Source organism: Methylobacterium currus, assembly GCF_003058325.1.
Lineage (GTDB): Bacteria > Pseudomonadota > Alphaproteobacteria > Rhizobiales > Beijerinckiaceae > Methylobacterium > Methylobacterium currus.
This window is the reverse complement of record NZ_CP028843.1, coordinates 5149567-5162555: the sequence shown is the minus strand read 5'-3', so window position 1 is coordinate 5162555 and position 12989 is coordinate 5149567. Positions and strand designations below refer to the sequence as shown.

General features: G+C 72.8%; 13 protein-coding genes. 4 read left to right on the top strand and 9 right to left on the bottom strand.

Annotated features, from left to right (window positions below):
* Positions 1 to 14 precede the first annotated feature (14 nt).
* On the top strand, positions 15 to 890 hold the full coding sequence (locus DA075_RS23845; RefSeq protein ID WP_099955339.1) for an NAD(P)-dependent oxidoreductase: 876 nt from the start codon (positions 15 to 17) through the stop codon (positions 888 to 890).
* A gap of 84 nt (positions 891 to 974) precedes the next feature.
* On the opposite strand, the gene DA075_RS23840 is transcribed toward DA075_RS23845, so the two are convergent.
* The 5 genes from DA075_RS23840 to DA075_RS23820 all read right to left on the bottom strand — a co-directional run bounded on the left by DA075_RS23840 (position 975) and on the right by DA075_RS23820 (position 3903).
* Positions 975 to 1307: a nitrile hydratase accessory protein gene (locus DA075_RS23840; protein WP_232387311.1), complete on the bottom strand. Its 333-nt coding sequence runs from the start codon at positions 1305 to 1307 to the stop codon at positions 975 to 977.
* Complete coding sequence (gene nthB / locus DA075_RS23835) at positions 1304 to 1975, bottom strand: nitrile hydratase subunit beta (RefSeq protein ID WP_099955338.1); 672 nt, start codon at positions 1973 to 1975, stop codon at positions 1304 to 1306. The genes DA075_RS23840 and nthB overlap by 4 nt, the downstream gene beginning before the upstream one ends.
* On the bottom strand, positions 1972 to 2625 hold the full coding sequence (gene nthA, locus DA075_RS23830; protein ID WP_099955337.1) for a nitrile hydratase subunit alpha: 654 nt from the start codon (positions 2623 to 2625) through the stop codon (positions 1972 to 1974). Before nthA ends, nthB begins: the two co-directional genes overlap by 4 nt.
* 53 nt (positions 2626 to 2678) lie before the next feature.
* Complete coding sequence (gene soxA / locus DA075_RS23825; protein ID WP_099955336.1) at positions 2679 to 3494, bottom strand: sulfur oxidation c-type cytochrome SoxA; 816 nt, start codon at positions 3492 to 3494, stop codon at positions 2679 to 2681.
* 175 nt (positions 3495 to 3669) lie between these two features.
* Positions 3670 to 3903, bottom strand: coding sequence for a hypothetical protein (locus tag DA075_RS23820; protein ID WP_099955335.1), 234 nt, complete (start codon positions 3901 to 3903; stop codon positions 3670 to 3672).
* A 199-nt stretch (positions 3904 to 4102) separates the two neighbouring features.
* On the opposite strand from DA075_RS23820, the gene msrP reads away from it, so the two are divergent.
* Positions 4103 to 5077, top strand: a complete 975-nt coding sequence (msrP, locus tag DA075_RS23815; RefSeq protein ID WP_099955334.1) for a protein-methionine-sulfoxide reductase catalytic subunit MsrP — start codon at positions 4103 to 4105, stop codon at positions 5075 to 5077.
* Positions 5078 to 5122: 45 nt separating this feature from the next.
* Here msrP and DA075_RS23810 read toward each other — a convergent pair whose 3' ends face one another.
* The 3 genes from DA075_RS23810 to DA075_RS38205 all read right to left on the bottom strand — a co-directional run bounded on the left by DA075_RS23810 (position 5123) and on the right by DA075_RS38205 (position 11184).
* Positions 5123 to 6487, bottom strand: coding sequence for an MFS family transporter (locus DA075_RS23810; protein WP_099955333.1), 1365 nt, complete (start codon positions 6485 to 6487; stop codon positions 5123 to 5125).
* Positions 6488 to 6772: 285 nt separating this feature from the next.
* A complete protein-coding gene (locus tag DA075_RS23805; RefSeq protein ID WP_099955332.1) occupies positions 6773 to 8122 on the bottom strand; it encodes an ABC transporter substrate-binding protein in 1350 nt (449 codons plus the stop codon).
* A gap of 62 nt (positions 8123 to 8184) precedes the next feature.
* Positions 8185 to 11184, bottom strand: a complete 3000-nt coding sequence (locus tag DA075_RS38205) for an ATP-binding protein (protein WP_276330916.1) — start codon at positions 11182 to 11184, stop codon at positions 8185 to 8187.
* Positions 11185 to 11457: 273 nt separating this feature from the next.
* Between DA075_RS38205 and DA075_RS23795 the strand changes: the two genes are divergently transcribed.
* A complete protein-coding gene (locus DA075_RS23795) occupies positions 11458 to 11979 on the top strand; it encodes a phasin (RefSeq protein ID WP_099955330.1) in 522 nt (173 codons plus the stop codon).
* Positions 11980 to 12210: 231 nt separating this feature from the next.
* On the opposite strand, the gene DA075_RS23790 is transcribed toward DA075_RS23795, so the two are convergent.
* Positions 12211 to 12450 (bottom strand): hypothetical protein, encoded by a 240-nt coding sequence (locus tag DA075_RS23790; protein WP_099955329.1) that lies wholly within the window; start codon positions 12448 to 12450, stop codon positions 12211 to 12213.
* A gap of 154 nt (positions 12451 to 12604) precedes the next feature.
* Here DA075_RS23790 and DA075_RS23785 point away from each other — a divergent pair, with 154 nt between their 5' ends.
* On the top strand, positions 12605 to 12916 hold the full coding sequence (locus DA075_RS23785; RefSeq protein ID WP_099956764.1) for a hypothetical protein: 312 nt from the start codon (positions 12605 to 12607) through the stop codon (positions 12914 to 12916).
* Positions 12917 to 12989: the final 73 nt, after the last annotated feature.

Below are 12989 nucleotides of genomic sequence, written 5' to 3'. Positions count from 1 at the left end.
GGGGAGGTCTCGCGATGGATGTCGGGTTTCTCGGGCTCGGCCGGATGGGCCGGCCGATGGCGCTCAACCTGGTCAAGGCCGGCCACCGGGTCCGGGTGTGGAACCGCTCGCCGCAAGCCGCGGAGGAGCTGCGCGCCCATGGTGCCGTGCCGGTGGCGACCCCCGCCGAGGCGTTCCGGGGCGACGCCGCGGTGACGATGCTGGCCGACGACACGGCCCTGCGCGCCGTCCTCGTCGAGGGCGGCCTGCTCGACCAGGCCGAGAAGCCCGGTGTTCATCTCGGCGCCAGCACCATCTCGGTCGCGCTGGCCGAGGAGCTGGCGGCGGTGCACGGCCGGGCGGGCGTGGCTTACGTCTCCGCTCCGGTCTTCGGCCGGCCCGACGTGGCGGAGCTGGGAAAGCTCAACATCCTGGCGGCCGGCCCGGAGGACGCGATCGCCCGCGCGCAGCCGCTCCTCGATGCGATGGGCGCCAGGACCTGGCGCTTCGGCGAGGCGCCGGCCCGGGCCAACGCGGTCAAGCTCGCCGGAAACATGATGATCGTCGCGGCGATCGAGGCGATGGGCGAGGCCGCGGCCTTGGGCGAGGCACACGGGGTCGCCGCCGCCGACCTCCTCGACCTCCTCACGAGCACGATCTTCGCCGCCCCGGTCTACAAGAACTACGGCGCCTCGATCGCCGCCGGCCGCTACGAGCCGCCGGGCTTCGGGCTGTCCCTCGGCGCCAAGGACGTGCGCCTGGCGCTGGCCGCCGCCGAGGCCGCCCGGGTGCCGATGCCGCTCGCCAGCGTGTTGCGCGACAGCCTGCTCGATGCGCTCGCGCATGGCGACGGGGAGAAGGATCTGGCGGCGTTGGCGACGGTGTCGATGCGTCGGGCGGGGCGGAGCTGACGCCACCCCCCGATATCCCTGTCCCGGATCTCCCGCGTCGCGCCGGTCGTCCGGGAAAGGGGTGAGGCGCGACCCTTCCGCGTTTCACGCCCCCGGATCGTTCGCCAGCAGGATCGGCTCCCCGTGCGGCGTGGCCGCCGCGGCGCGGGCGAAGGCGGCGCGGCGCGCCTCCAGGGCCGCCGCGCTGGTCAGTCCGCGCTCGGCGAGCAGACTTTCGATGGTCTCGAGCCACAGCGCGTAATCCGCAATGCGGTCGCCGGCCCGGCCGAGGGCCTGCGCCCAGTCCGACCAGGTGAACAGGCCGGCATCGTGGAGCGAGACCACCAGCGCGAAGGTCTGCGCCTCCCAGGGCGCGGCGAAGACCGGTGGCTCGGGCGGGCGGCTCGCGTGCGGGCGGCTCATGTGCGGGCGGCTCATGCGGCGCTCCGGGCGGGTTCGAGGTAGCTCTCGAAGGCGTTGACCGAGACGGCCAGCCCCGGATCCGCGTCCTCGCCCCACAGCTCGATCCCGGAGAAGCGCAATGTGTAGAGCCATTGCGGCGCCTCGCCCGCGAAGGCGGCGTTGGAATCCGGGAAGACGAAGCCGCCATGGACCCGCTCGACGGTGCCGGTGCGGCCGCGGACGTAGCGCGGCAGGCGGGTATGGCCGGCCGGGTGGATCACCTTGGCCCGCACCTCGTCGCCGATCGCGAAACGGGCGGGCGTCGCCACCGGGCGGTCGCTCGGGAAGCCGCGGGCGAAGAGCGGCGCCACCTCCTCGGCCTTGAGCACCCGGGCGATGGGGGCAGGCGGCGTCAGCGCGGCACCGGCCGCGAGTTCGCCGGCCTCGACCAGCCCGTGCTGCTGCACCTGTTTCTCCAGGGCCCGGAACCAGATCCGGTAATAGCTGGAAGTCAGGTACTCGCCGGGCGGCAGCGATTCGCGGGCGGCGCGGCTGGCATCGAGGTTCCAGGTGCCGGTCAGCCCCATCGCCATCGCCATGGCGAAGACCCGCCGCTCCCACGGGGCGTGGAACCAGGGCTCGTCCGCCTCCAGGCCGAGCGGGCCGAAGCCCTGCATGCCGCCGAGATCCTGTCCGCCGTTCATGCCTGCACCACCTGGTCGGGGCTCAAGGGAAGCCCGGTGCCGATCATCGAGTCGCGGGTGACGAGATCGGCCAAGGCCGCCTCGTCGAGATGGTCGGTGCCGGGGGGCCGCATCGGCAGCACCATGTAGCGCAGCTCCGCGGTCGAGTCCCAGACCCGGATCCGCGTCCCGGCCGGCAGGTCCGTGCCGAACTCGGCCAGCACCCCGCGCGGGTCGATGACGGCACGGGAGCGATAGGGCGGCGACTTGTACCAGACCGGCGGCAGGCCGAGCACCGGCCAGGGGTAGCAGGAGCACAGCGTGCAGACGACGAGGTTGTGCTCGTCGGGCGTGTTCTCGACCACCACCATGTGCTCGCCGCCGCGCCCGCCGACATCCAGCTCGCGCATCGCCGCGCTGCCGTCCGCCAGGAGCCGCGCCTTGAAGGCGGGATCGACCCAGGCCCGCGCCACCACCCGGGCGCCGTTATGCGGCCCGACCTTGGTCTCGTAGGTCTCGATCAGCGCGTCGAGAGCGGCCGGATCGACGTAGCCCTTCTCGACCAGGATCGATTCGAGGGCGCGCACCCGCAGCTCCATCGGCGACAACTCGCTGCCATGCGGGTGGTCGTGGTCATGGTCGTGATGATGATGGTCGTGGTCTTGCGCCATGTCGGTCCTCCCGGAGCCGCCAGGATACGCGGCAGGCCCTCACGCCGCCACCGTCATGGACGCACGGCCGGGGTTTCGACGGGCAAGGGCGCGGCGCGCTGCATCAGGTAGAGGGTGAGCGCCACCGCCTCCGCCGAGCCGGGGGTGAACGGCTCGGCCCGCATGCCGGCAAGGCAGTTGCGCAGGCGCCGCTCCAGCGAGCCGAGATCCTGCCATTCGAGCCGGTAGAGCGGATAGCCGTTCGGGTGGCCCTGGGGGATCGTGGCCGCACCGAGGCGGCCGCCCCAATGGACATCGTGGCAGGCAGCGCAGGAGAAGCCGAGCTGGCCCATCGGCGTCTCGAACAGGGCCCGCCCCGCGGCCCGGGCCGGCGCGAGGCGGGGATCGGCCGGCGGCGCCAGCGGCAGCCCGCGGGAGAGGTGGCCCAGATAGGCGGTGAGGGCCAGGAGGTCGCGGCTCTCCCGCGGCAGCGGCGTCGCGGCCTGATGGCGGGCCCGGCAGAGGTTGATCCGCCCTTCGAGATCGACGGGCCGCGCCGTCGCCTCGTCCCAGGCCGGGTAGCGGGCGGCGACGCCGCGCAAGGCCGCCTCGGTGTGGCAGCCGGCGCAGGCCGGGGCACCGGGGGAGGGCGCCCGGGCAAAGAGCTCCGCCCCGTCCTGGACCCAGAGCATGCCCGGGTTGGCGGTGTCATCGGCCTGCATCGCCCGGGTCTCCGGCGCCATCTGGTCGAAGCCGGAGCGGCGCTCCGTGGGTGGGAGGCCTTGCGCGGCGGCGCCGAGGACCAGCGCCGCGCCGAGCAGCGGCGCCGCGCCGAGCAGCGGCGCCGCGAGGGCGAGGCTGGTGAGCGTGCGGTGGCCCGGTGCGCGCATGCCGGAATCAATCCTCGTGGCCGGTCGAGCAGGTGGCCAGAGACTACATGGCAGCCCGCAAATACGCATGTCGGGCTGCCGCATGGCCGGATGGAGGCCGCGTGACCCGGATCCCGTCCCGCCTTCCTGTCGGTCGTGACACCCGGTCTCAGACGATCTCAGATCGGCCCCGATCTCAGATCGGCCGCACCTCGCCCGGCCGCAGCTTCAGCCGCGCGGCGAGGCGATCGGAGAGGGTGCCGCTCAGCTCCACCGCCGCCTCCGGCGCGACCGCCTGCACGGCGGCGACCGCGGCCAGCGGATCGGTCGCCATGGCGACGTAGACCCGCAAGGCCGGAGCGTCGGATCCGATATCGGGGGCCGAGACGGCGACCGTGAAGGCGGTTTGCTTCGGCTTCTTGGCTGGCATGGGATCCTATCGCACGCGGACGGGTCCTCTGTCTCCGCTCAGCCTGCCGATGCCCACATGCGATCACGTCCCGATGACGGCCTTCGTCGATCGATGAGACGGCGGCCTCGCCGAACCGTGACTTGCGCGGCCGGGCAATCGCCCCGATGTCCCCTGCGAGACCCTGCCATCCGGAACGCGGCCTTCAAGGGACGAGCCCATGCACATCAAGATCACGCGCGGCTGGGAGATGCCCGAGCGCCTCGCCACGCCCGAATCGGTCTTCCTCAACCGCCGGGCGCTGCTCGGCGGCAGCCTCGGACTGGCTGCTTCCTCCCTCGCCGGCGGGCCGGCTCTGGCCGCCCTGCCGGGGGAGGGGACGGGCGCGGTGAAGACCGCCGACCTGTATCCGGCCAAGCAGAATCCGGCCTACACCCTCGACCGTCCGGTGACGCCGGAGCGCTACAGCGCCGACTACAACAATTTCTATGAGTACGGCACCAACAAGACCGTGACGCCGGGCTCGAACGCCCTCAAGGTCCAGCCCTGGACGATCAAGATCGACGGGCTGGTCGAGAAGCCGTTCGAGATCGGCTTCGAGGATCTGGTGCGCAAGATGGCGCTGGAGGAGCGGCTGTATCGCCACCGCTGCGTCGAGGCGTGGTCGATGGCGGTGCCCTGGACCGGCTTCCCGCTCAGCGCCCTGGTGGCGCTCGCCAAGCCGACCGGGGATGCCAAGTACATCCAGATGCAGACGTTCCTGGACAAGGCGATGGCGCCGGGCCAGCGCGCCTTCTTCTATCCCTGGCCCTACACCGAAGGCCTGACGATGGCCGAGGCCAACAACGAGCTCGCCTTCCTGGCGACAGGCGTCTACGGCAAGCCGCTGCTCAACCAGTTCGGCGCGCCCCTGCGGCTGGCCGTGCCGTGGAAATACGGCTTCAAGTCGGTGAAGTCGATCAACCGCATCACCTTCACGGCCGAGCGGCCCAAGACCTTCTGGGAGGGCCTGCAGGCCTCGGAATACGGCTTCTGGGCCAACGTGAACCCGGCGGTGCCGCATCCCCGCTGGAGCCAGGCGAGCGAGCGGGTGCTGGGCACCGACGAGCGGGTGCCGACGCTGATCTATAACGGCTACGGCGCGCAGGTCGCCGACCTGTACAAGGGGCTCGAGAAGGAGCGCCTGTTCGCCTGAACGAGAAGGCCGGCGCATCGCGGGATGCGCCGGCCTCGTCTCGCCTCACGCCGTGCCGTCGCCCTGGAGGTAGCCGGAGCGGCGGCTGTCCGGCATCTGCAGCGAGACCAGCAGCGCCACGGCGCACATCGCCGTGACGTACCAATAGAAGGTGGTCTCGTAGCCTGCCTCCTTGAAGCTCAGCGCCACGAACTCGGCCGAGCCGCCGAAGATCGCGTTGGCGATGGCGTAGGACAGGCCGACGCCGAGCGCCCGCACCTCGGCCGGGAACATCTCGGCTTTCACCAGCCCGCTGATCGAGGTGTAGAACGAGACGCAGAGCAAAGCCGCGGTGATCAGCAGGTAGGCAAGAATCGGGTTCTGGGCGCCCGCGATCGCGTGCAGCAGCGGCACCGTCAGCACCGTGGTCGAGGCCCCGAACAGCAGCATCGCGGTCTTGCGGCCGAACTTGTCGGCGAACATGCCGAAGAGCGGCTGCACCACCATGTAGGTAAACAAAACCGCCGTCATCACCAGGTTGGCGGTCTTCTTGTCCATGTGGGTTGTGTTCACCAGGTACTTCTGCATGTACGTGGTGAAGGTGTAGAAGATCAGCGAGCCGCCGGCGGTGTAGCCGAGCACGGTGAGGAAGGCGCGGCGATGGTTGCGCCAGATCGACGCCATGCTGCCGGCCTCCCGCGAGGTGCGGGTCTCGGCGGTCGAGGTCTCGTGCAGCGAGCGCCGCAGGTAGAGGGCGACCACGGCGGCCGCGGCGCCGATGAAGAACGGGATGCGCCAGCCCCAGGCGGTCATCGCCTTGTCGTCGAGCGTCAGCGTCACCAGCACCACCACCAGCGAGGCCAGGAGCTGGCCGCCGATCAGGGTGACGTACTGGAACGAGCCGTAGAAGCCGCGTTTGCCCTTGAGCGCCACCTCGCTCATGTAGGTCGCCGAGGTGCCGTACTCGCCGCCGACCGAGAGGCCCTGCGCCATGCGGGCCAGCAGCAGCAGCACCGGTGCGAAGATGCCGATCTGGCCGTAGGTCGGCAGGATCGCGATGACGAGCGAGCCGGCGCACATCATCATCACGGAGATCAGCATCGAGGTCTTGCGGCCGTAGCGGTCGGCGACGCGGCCGAACAGCCAGCCGCCGATCGGCCGCATCAGGAAGCCGATGGCGAACACCGCCGCGGTGTTGATGAGCTGCACCGTCGGGTCGGAGCCCGGGAAGAACACGTCCTTGAAGTAGATCGCCGTGAAGGCATAGGCGTAGAAGTCGTACCACTCGACGAGGTTGCCCGACGAGGAGCCGATGATGGCCTTGATGCGGGCCTTGTTGTCGTAGGCCGCGATGGTCGGGTTGGTCGAGGCGAGGCCGTCGGCGGCGGACGGCCGCGCGGCCCCGGGCCGGCTCTGGGCGGTGGTTGTCATCGCGGGTTCTGTCTCCTCCCGGGGGTGAGCGATGGCGGCGGGCTGCGAGCCGTCGAGGCGCAGCGCCGTGCACGGACTAGGAGAATGCCGGGCCGGGGTACAGCCCCGCACTGCACCATTCCGGCATTTTCTTGCCGGCGGCGTCGCCTGTCCCAAGGATAGGCGCCTGACGCAAGGTCTGGTTGTCGGAATCCCGCACGCGAAGAGACGTATGGAGTGGTTTGCGGAAACCAACCGGAACAGGAGGAACGCTGTGCTGCAATGCAGCAATCTTGCGAAGACTTGCTATGGTCCGGTCGGGCAGGCCTCGCGGGGAGAGGTCTGCAGGGGCTTGGCGCCGGCGGCACCGGTCTCGGCGGCGAGGCGCTCGGCCAGGGCCGCCACGGCGGCGTCGAGATGGGGGCGCAAGCGCTCGCGCGGCGGCACGATCTCGTCGCCGACCTGGACCCAGCGGGCGCCGGTCCATTCCTGCACGGTGAGCGGACGCCGCCCGCTGTGATCGGCGCAGGAGAGGCGCAGGCGGCGGGCGAAGCCGACGAGGCCGAGCTCCTTCCAGCGCACCGGATCGAGGTTGATGGCCTCGAGCCCGCGGCGCATGTCGGACCCGTCGATCTGCCTCTTTCCGGCGAGGGCCTGCGCGTTGCGGATGCCCTCGGCCAGGATCACCCCGGCATAGACGCCGCGGTTGTAGAGCGGGCCGGCATTCTCTTCCTTGGGCGTGCGCGACAGCCCGGCATCGATCACCAGGAGATCGATCTGGTCGAAGGCCGGGAAGCTGTCGCCCGGCGCGTGCCAGGTCACGGTGCGCAGGCCCTTGGCGGTGAGGTCCCGGGCGCCGGCACCCGGCCGCAGCAGATCGTCCTCGCCGGTCCAGCCCACCGTGACGATGCGGTTGAGGGGCAATCCCGCGGCGGCCGCGTCCCGCAGGGGGGTGCCGGAGAGTCCGGCGGTGGCGTCCAGGATCACGGTGTCGGGATCCGCCGCCCGGACGGCGCGCCACGGGGACGCGTCCTCGTCGGCGCCGTCCGGCAGGGCATAGGCGCGGAAGGCGAGGCCGGCCTCGGAGGCCAGCGCCCGCAGCACCGGCTCCGGCTCGCGCCCGGCCGGGCTGTCGCGGTGAACATAGGCGAGGCTGCGGCCCTGCGGGCTGTCCTCGCTGCCACCTTGCGCGAGATGCGCGAGCGCCGCGCTCACGGAATCCCAGACCGTGGCCGGCGGCGCGAAGGCCCAGGGCAGCACGTCGCCCCGCGCCATCGCGGCCGGGCCGTAGCCGGCGGCGACGAGCGGCATCCGGTCGGCGGCGAGGCGCGGCAGCAGCGCCAGGGCCGCGTCGGCGCTGCCGGGCACGAGCGCGATGCTGCCGCGCTCGACCGCCGCCTCGTAGCAGGCGAGCGCCCGTGCCGGCTCGCCCCCGGTCTCGCATTCCTCGACCGCCAGGGGGGCGCCGCCGACGCCGCCGTCGCGCCGGCCGAGCATGGTGAGGTAATCGGCGAGCCCGTTCGCCAGGGCCGTGCCGGCGGCGGCCATGGGGCCGGTGCGCTCGGTCAGCACGGTCAGCGGCAGTCCCTCCGCCGCAGCGGCGGGGCCGGCGAGCAGGCAGAAGAGGGCGGCGATGGCGGCGGGGCGGGGCGACATGGCCGTGTCCTGACGGGGCTCGAACGGGCGGAGCCTACGCCCGGGACCGCCCGGGCGATAGCTCAGGATTCGAGCACCCGGGCGGCCGGAAACAGCACCTCGACCAGCGTGCCCTCGCCCGGGCGGCTGGTGATCCGCAGGGCGGCGCGGTTGGCCTCGACCAGGGCCTTGGTCAGGGGCAGGCCCAGGCCCGTGCCGCCGCCGCGGCGCTGGGCTGTGGCGATCTGGCGGAACGGCTGGAGCGCCGTCTCGATCTCCTCCGGGCTCATGCCGATGCCGGTGTCGCGCACCCTGAGCGCCACGCCGCCGCGGTCGGTCGTCGCCGTCGAGACGATCACCTGCCCGCCCGCATCGGTGAACTTGATCGCGTTCGAGATCACGTTGAGGGCGGCCTGGCGCAACGAGCGCTGGTCGGCCAGCACCGCCGGCAGGCCGGGGGCGAAGCTCGTGCGCATCACCACCCGCTGCCGGGCGGCCTGGGGCTGCATCAGGGCGACCGACGCCGCCACGAGGTCGTTGAGGCCGACGCCCGCGAAGGCGAGGTCGAGATGGCCGGCCTCGATCTTGGCCAGGTCGAGCAGGTCGTTGACCAGGCTGACCACGTGCTCGCCCGAGGATCGGATGTCGCGCAGGTAGTCGCGGTAGCGGTCGCTGCCGACGGGGCCGAACTGCTCCTCCAGCATCACCTCGGCGAAGCCGATGATGGCGTTGAGCGGCGTGCGGACCTCGTGGCTGATCGTGGCCAAAAAGTCGGATTTCTGGGCGCTGGCCCGCTCGGCCTCGCGCCGCGCGCGCACCAGCTCGGCCTCGGTGCGCCGGAAGGCCGAGACGTCGCGCAGGACCGCGGCGACGCGGCGCGGCGGCCCGCTCGCCACCGGCGCCACCGTGAGGACGAGGGGGAGCGGGCCGTCCGGCCCGCGCGCCATCACCTCGTCGCCGGTCGTCGCGGTGGCCCCGGCGCTCGCCCGCAGCAGGGCGGCCTGGGCCGCGGGGCGGCTCTCGGGGGAGAACAGGCCGACCAGGGGCTCACCCGCGACCTCGCGGGGATCGGTGCCGAGCAGGTCTCGCGCCCCCCGGTTCATTCCGACGATGCGGCCCTCCTCGTCGAGCACCACCACCCCGTCGGTGACCGCGTCGAGGATCGCCGTGGTCTCGCGCAGGTTGGCGTCGCGATGGGCGAGGTGGACCTCGGCCGCCGCCAGCGACTGGGCCGGATCGGCATCGGGCAGGCGCCGGATCGTCAGCAGGCTCGCGGGCGCACCGTCCCATTCGATCACCCCGGCGCTGACGCCGACCGGCACGCTGCCGCCGGTCCGGGTCGCGAGCGCGATCGGCGCGTCCTCGCCGGGGCCGGTGAGGGCGGAGGGGTCGCGGCCGCGGAAGATCACACCCGGGCCGCCGGCCGCCGCCAGGGCCTCGGGGCTGTCGTAGCCCGACAGGGTCAGGAGGTGGCGGTTGGCAAGCAGCACCTCGTCGCCGCGATGGACCAGGAGCCCGACCGGCAGCCGCTCGACGAGGCGGGCCAGCATCGCCTCGTCGCCGCGCTCGGGCCACCGCGCCAGGGCCTGCGCCCCCCGGAACGGCGTCACGGCGCCCCGGGTCGGCGCCCCGTGCTGGGCCGGGGAGGAGGGCGGTGCGGGCTGAGGATTCTCCGGATCGCCGGCGAAGCGCGCGCCGAGCGCCCGGGCGATCTCCCGGAACGCCGCGTGCTCGTTGAGGGACAGGGCGGCGGTGCGGGGCTGCTCCTCTGCCGGGGGCTCCTCTGCCGGGGGCTCCTCTGCCAGGGGCTTCTGCGCCGGGGGCTCCTCGTCGGAAGCGGCCGGCGCCTCGGGCGGGGAGGCGGCGGGCGGAGCCGGCGGCGGAGCGTCCGTGTGGGAGGATGCTTCGAGCGGCGTCGGCTCGGCCGGAGGCGCCTGCGGCACCGTCGCGTCGGGTGGCGTCGCGGGCGGAGAGGAGGGCCGGGTGCCGAAGCCCCAGCTCATCCCGAGATGCGCGAAGGGCGCCGCCATCAGGCCGGCGAACTCCGCCATGGTGGCCCCGGCGAGCGAGGCGAGGTCGGGCGCATCCGGATCCGGTGCGGAGGCCGGGTCGGGGCGGGGCGCGGCCTCCGGCTCGGCCCGAGGCGGTGCGACGGGCTCCCCGGCGGGAAGGCGCCCGATGGCGATCACCGCCGCGGCGCGCTCGCGCAGGCTCGGGCGGAGCGGCTTCGGCTCGGCCGCCTCCGGCCGGTCGGCCGCCGGGACGATCCGGTCCGGATGGACGACCCCGAAGCCGCTGAAGCCCGCGAAGGTGCGGCCGGCGCCGAGGCGGGGCGCCCCCGAGAGATCGACCGTGACGGCATTCCGGGTGCCGGCGATGCGCCAGCGCACCGGCACGGCCCGGAAGGTGTGCCGCTGCGCCAGAGCCTCCGACAGGACCGGCTCGGCCTCGACGGGGCCGGCGAGGAGGTCGTCCCAGCTCCGGCCGACCGGGGAGGCGCCGACCGTCTCGGGCAGCCGCCCCGTCACCTCGACGAGGCAGCCGCGGGCGTCGCTGCGCCACAGGAAGCGCAGGCCGGGCGTGGGATGGGGTGCCGGCTCCGGCGGAGCCGGCACCGGTTCGGGCGCGGGTTCGGGAAGGGATACAGGGGCCTGGCTCGGCTCGGCGGCCGGACCCGTCGGGGCCTGACCCCGGCGCGCGCGGCGCGCGGGCAGCGGGTCGATGATCGCGACGGCGAGGCCGGACTCGCCCTCCGGCAGGGGGGCGGGCAGGCAGGCGCAGAGCAGGGGCGGGGCGAGGCGCCCGGCGAGGCGCAGGCGCTCGAGCCGCGGCTGCACCGTCCCGACGGGCAGGCTCAGGGAGCCGCGCAGCTGCGCCGGAAGGCTCAAGGACGGGTCGATCCGCCCATCCGGACCGGCGATCGTCTCGCGCAAGGGCGCAGCGGCCGGCGAGGCGTGGAGCAGCTGCGTGGCGGTGCGGTCGAGGAGCAGGAACGCCCGATCGACGCCGGCAATTCGCTGGGCGAAGGCCGGAACGGCCCGCAGGGCCTCGATCGTCGTCTCGAAGAGCACGTCCCGACCCACTGCCTCTCCCCACGCCACCGCCGCACCCGCCGGACGATCGATTCCCCGACCGGTCCGATGCGAGAACCAGACCGACCCAGCCTGCTTTAAACCAACTGACCCATTCTCGCACCGGCACGAAATGCGCAGTCGCCGCGTTATCTCGCCGTCAACCTTAACGACCACCGGAAAAGGTGGCATTTCGCCCGAGACATGCTATTGTGCGGTGCACAATACGTGCCGGGCTCACAGCGTGCCGCGCCAAGGGCCGCGTCAAACATTGAGGAGACGAACATGACCCAGACCCCGAATTACGAGATCCCGACCGAGATGCGGGACTTTGCGGAGAAGAGCGTCGAGCAGGCCCGCAAGGCGTTCGATTCCTTCCTCGGTGCGGCGCGCAAGACCGCCGACACGCTCCAGGGCTCGGCCGAAATGGCCCGCAACAATGCCCAGGACGTGTCGAGCCGCGGTTTCTCCTTCGCCGAGCAGAACGTGAACGCCGCGTTCGACCTCGCCCAGAAGCTCGTCCGCTCGAAGGACGTGCAGGAGGCGATGCAGCACCAGGCCGAGTTCGTGCGCAGCCAGTTCGCCTCCATGCAGACGCAGGCCCGCGAGTTCGGCGGCCTCGCCCAGACCGCGATGCAGCAGAGCGCCGAGAACGCCAAGCAGGCGATGCAGCAGGGCGCCGAGCAGGCGCGCAACGCCATGCAGCAGGGTGCCGAGCAGGCGCGCCAGACGATGCAGAAGGGCACCGACGCCGCCCGCAGCGCCACCGACCACGCCGCCAAAGCCGCCAAGGACGCCGCGTCCTAAGACGCGCCTCCCGGCCGACCCGGCACGGCGATGGCCGCGCTCCGCGAGGGGCGCGGCCTTTTTCGCGTCGGCGTGGCACCGGCCAGCGGCCGTCCCGCAGGGCCGTCCACGAAACAAAGACGCGCGGGCCTTCGCTTCTCCCCACCCGCGGCGGAGGAGACGCTCGCGCCTCATTCACCCTCGATCCGGGTATTCCCGAGCCACGCACCGGGGCCTGGGGAGACCTGGCGCTCACACGGCATCCGGCGCCTTGTTGCGGTGCAGCGGGCCGATGCCGACCTCGATCTCCTCCAACTCGTCATCGGTATCGAAGTCGCCAGCGCCAGACCGGTGAGGCGGCGGATCGCAGGTGCGGATCAGCCGGACGATCTGCATCGCCCGGTCGGCGCAGTCGGGCGAGATGCGGGCGATGTCCTCCGCGAGTTCGAGGACCGCGTCGAGGGTGCGCTGCCACTGGGCCGAGGTGGTCACGGCGGATCTCCCTGGCTTCGATCCGTAAGGCTCGATCTCGCGGCGGGCCGGCCGCGATTTGCCGGGCCGCGGCGGTTCGGCTACCGATGCGGCACCGGGGGGCCCCGCTCGCGGCGTCCCGCACGGTAACTCCCCGCCAGAGAGGAACGCAATGATGCGAGGGTTCGTTCGCGCCGGCCTGTCGTCGGCCGTCCTTTTGATCGCGGTCCTGACCGGCTCGGCGCACGCGCAATATTACCGGGAGGACACGGCGCCCGGCTACGGCTACGACCGCTACGAGCGCCCGCCGCCGCGGCGCGCGGTCGGCTACAATTGCGATGCGGTGCAGCGCGGCTTCACCGGCCCGCAGCCATATTCCTGCCCGCTGCCCGGTCCGCGGCCGCTCGGCGCCCGCTGCTTCTGCGACGTGCCGATCGCGAGCTTCAGCGCGCCGCAGCCGCCGGCCCCGGGCCGCGTGGTGCCGTAAGGCAGGCAGCAAGCCGCCGCGTGGCGGTTCCCGTCGAACGAAAAAAGGGCCGCCCGAGGGCGGCCCTGTCCGG

Bases quoted from the DNA above. Each gene is read 5' to 3' on its own strand.
- DA075_RS23795 (WP_099955330.1), top strand. From the start codon at position 11,458: ATGACCCAGACCCCGAATTACGAGATCCCGACCGAGATGCGGGACTTT.
- DA075_RS23820 (WP_099955335.1), bottom strand. From the start codon at position 3,903: ATGCCAGCCAAGAAGCCGAAGCAAACCGCCTTCACGGTCGCCGTCTCG.
- nthA (WP_099955337.1), bottom strand. From the start codon at position 2,625: ATGGCGCAAGACCACGACCATCATCATCACGACCATGACCACGACCAC.
- DA075_RS23840 (WP_232387311.1), bottom strand. From the start codon at position 1,307: ATGAGCCGCCCGCACATGAGCCGCCCGCACGCGAGCCGCCCGCCCGAG.
- DA075_RS23845 (WP_099955339.1), top strand. From the start codon at position 15: ATGGATGTCGGGTTTCTCGGGCTCGGCCGGATGGGCCGGCCGATGGCG.
- msrP (WP_099955334.1), top strand. From the start codon at position 4,103: ATGCACATCAAGATCACGCGCGGCTGGGAGATGCCCGAGCGCCTCGCC.
- nthB (WP_099955338.1), bottom strand. From the start codon at position 1,975: ATGAACGGCGGACAGGATCTCGGCGGCATGCAGGGCTTCGGCCCGCTC.
- soxA (WP_099955336.1), bottom strand. From the start codon at position 3,494: ATGCGCGCACCGGGCCACCGCACGCTCACCAGCCTCGCCCTCGCGGCG.
- DA075_RS23785 (WP_099956764.1), top strand. From the start codon at position 12,605: ATGCGAGGGTTCGTTCGCGCCGGCCTGTCGTCGGCCGTCCTTTTGATC.
- DA075_RS23805 (WP_099955332.1), bottom strand. From the start codon at position 8,122: ATGTCGCCCCGCCCCGCCGCCATCGCCGCCCTCTTCTGCCTGCTCGCC.
- DA075_RS23810 (WP_099955333.1), bottom strand. From the start codon at position 6,487: ATGACAACCACCGCCCAGAGCCGGCCCGGGGCCGCGCGGCCGTCCGCC.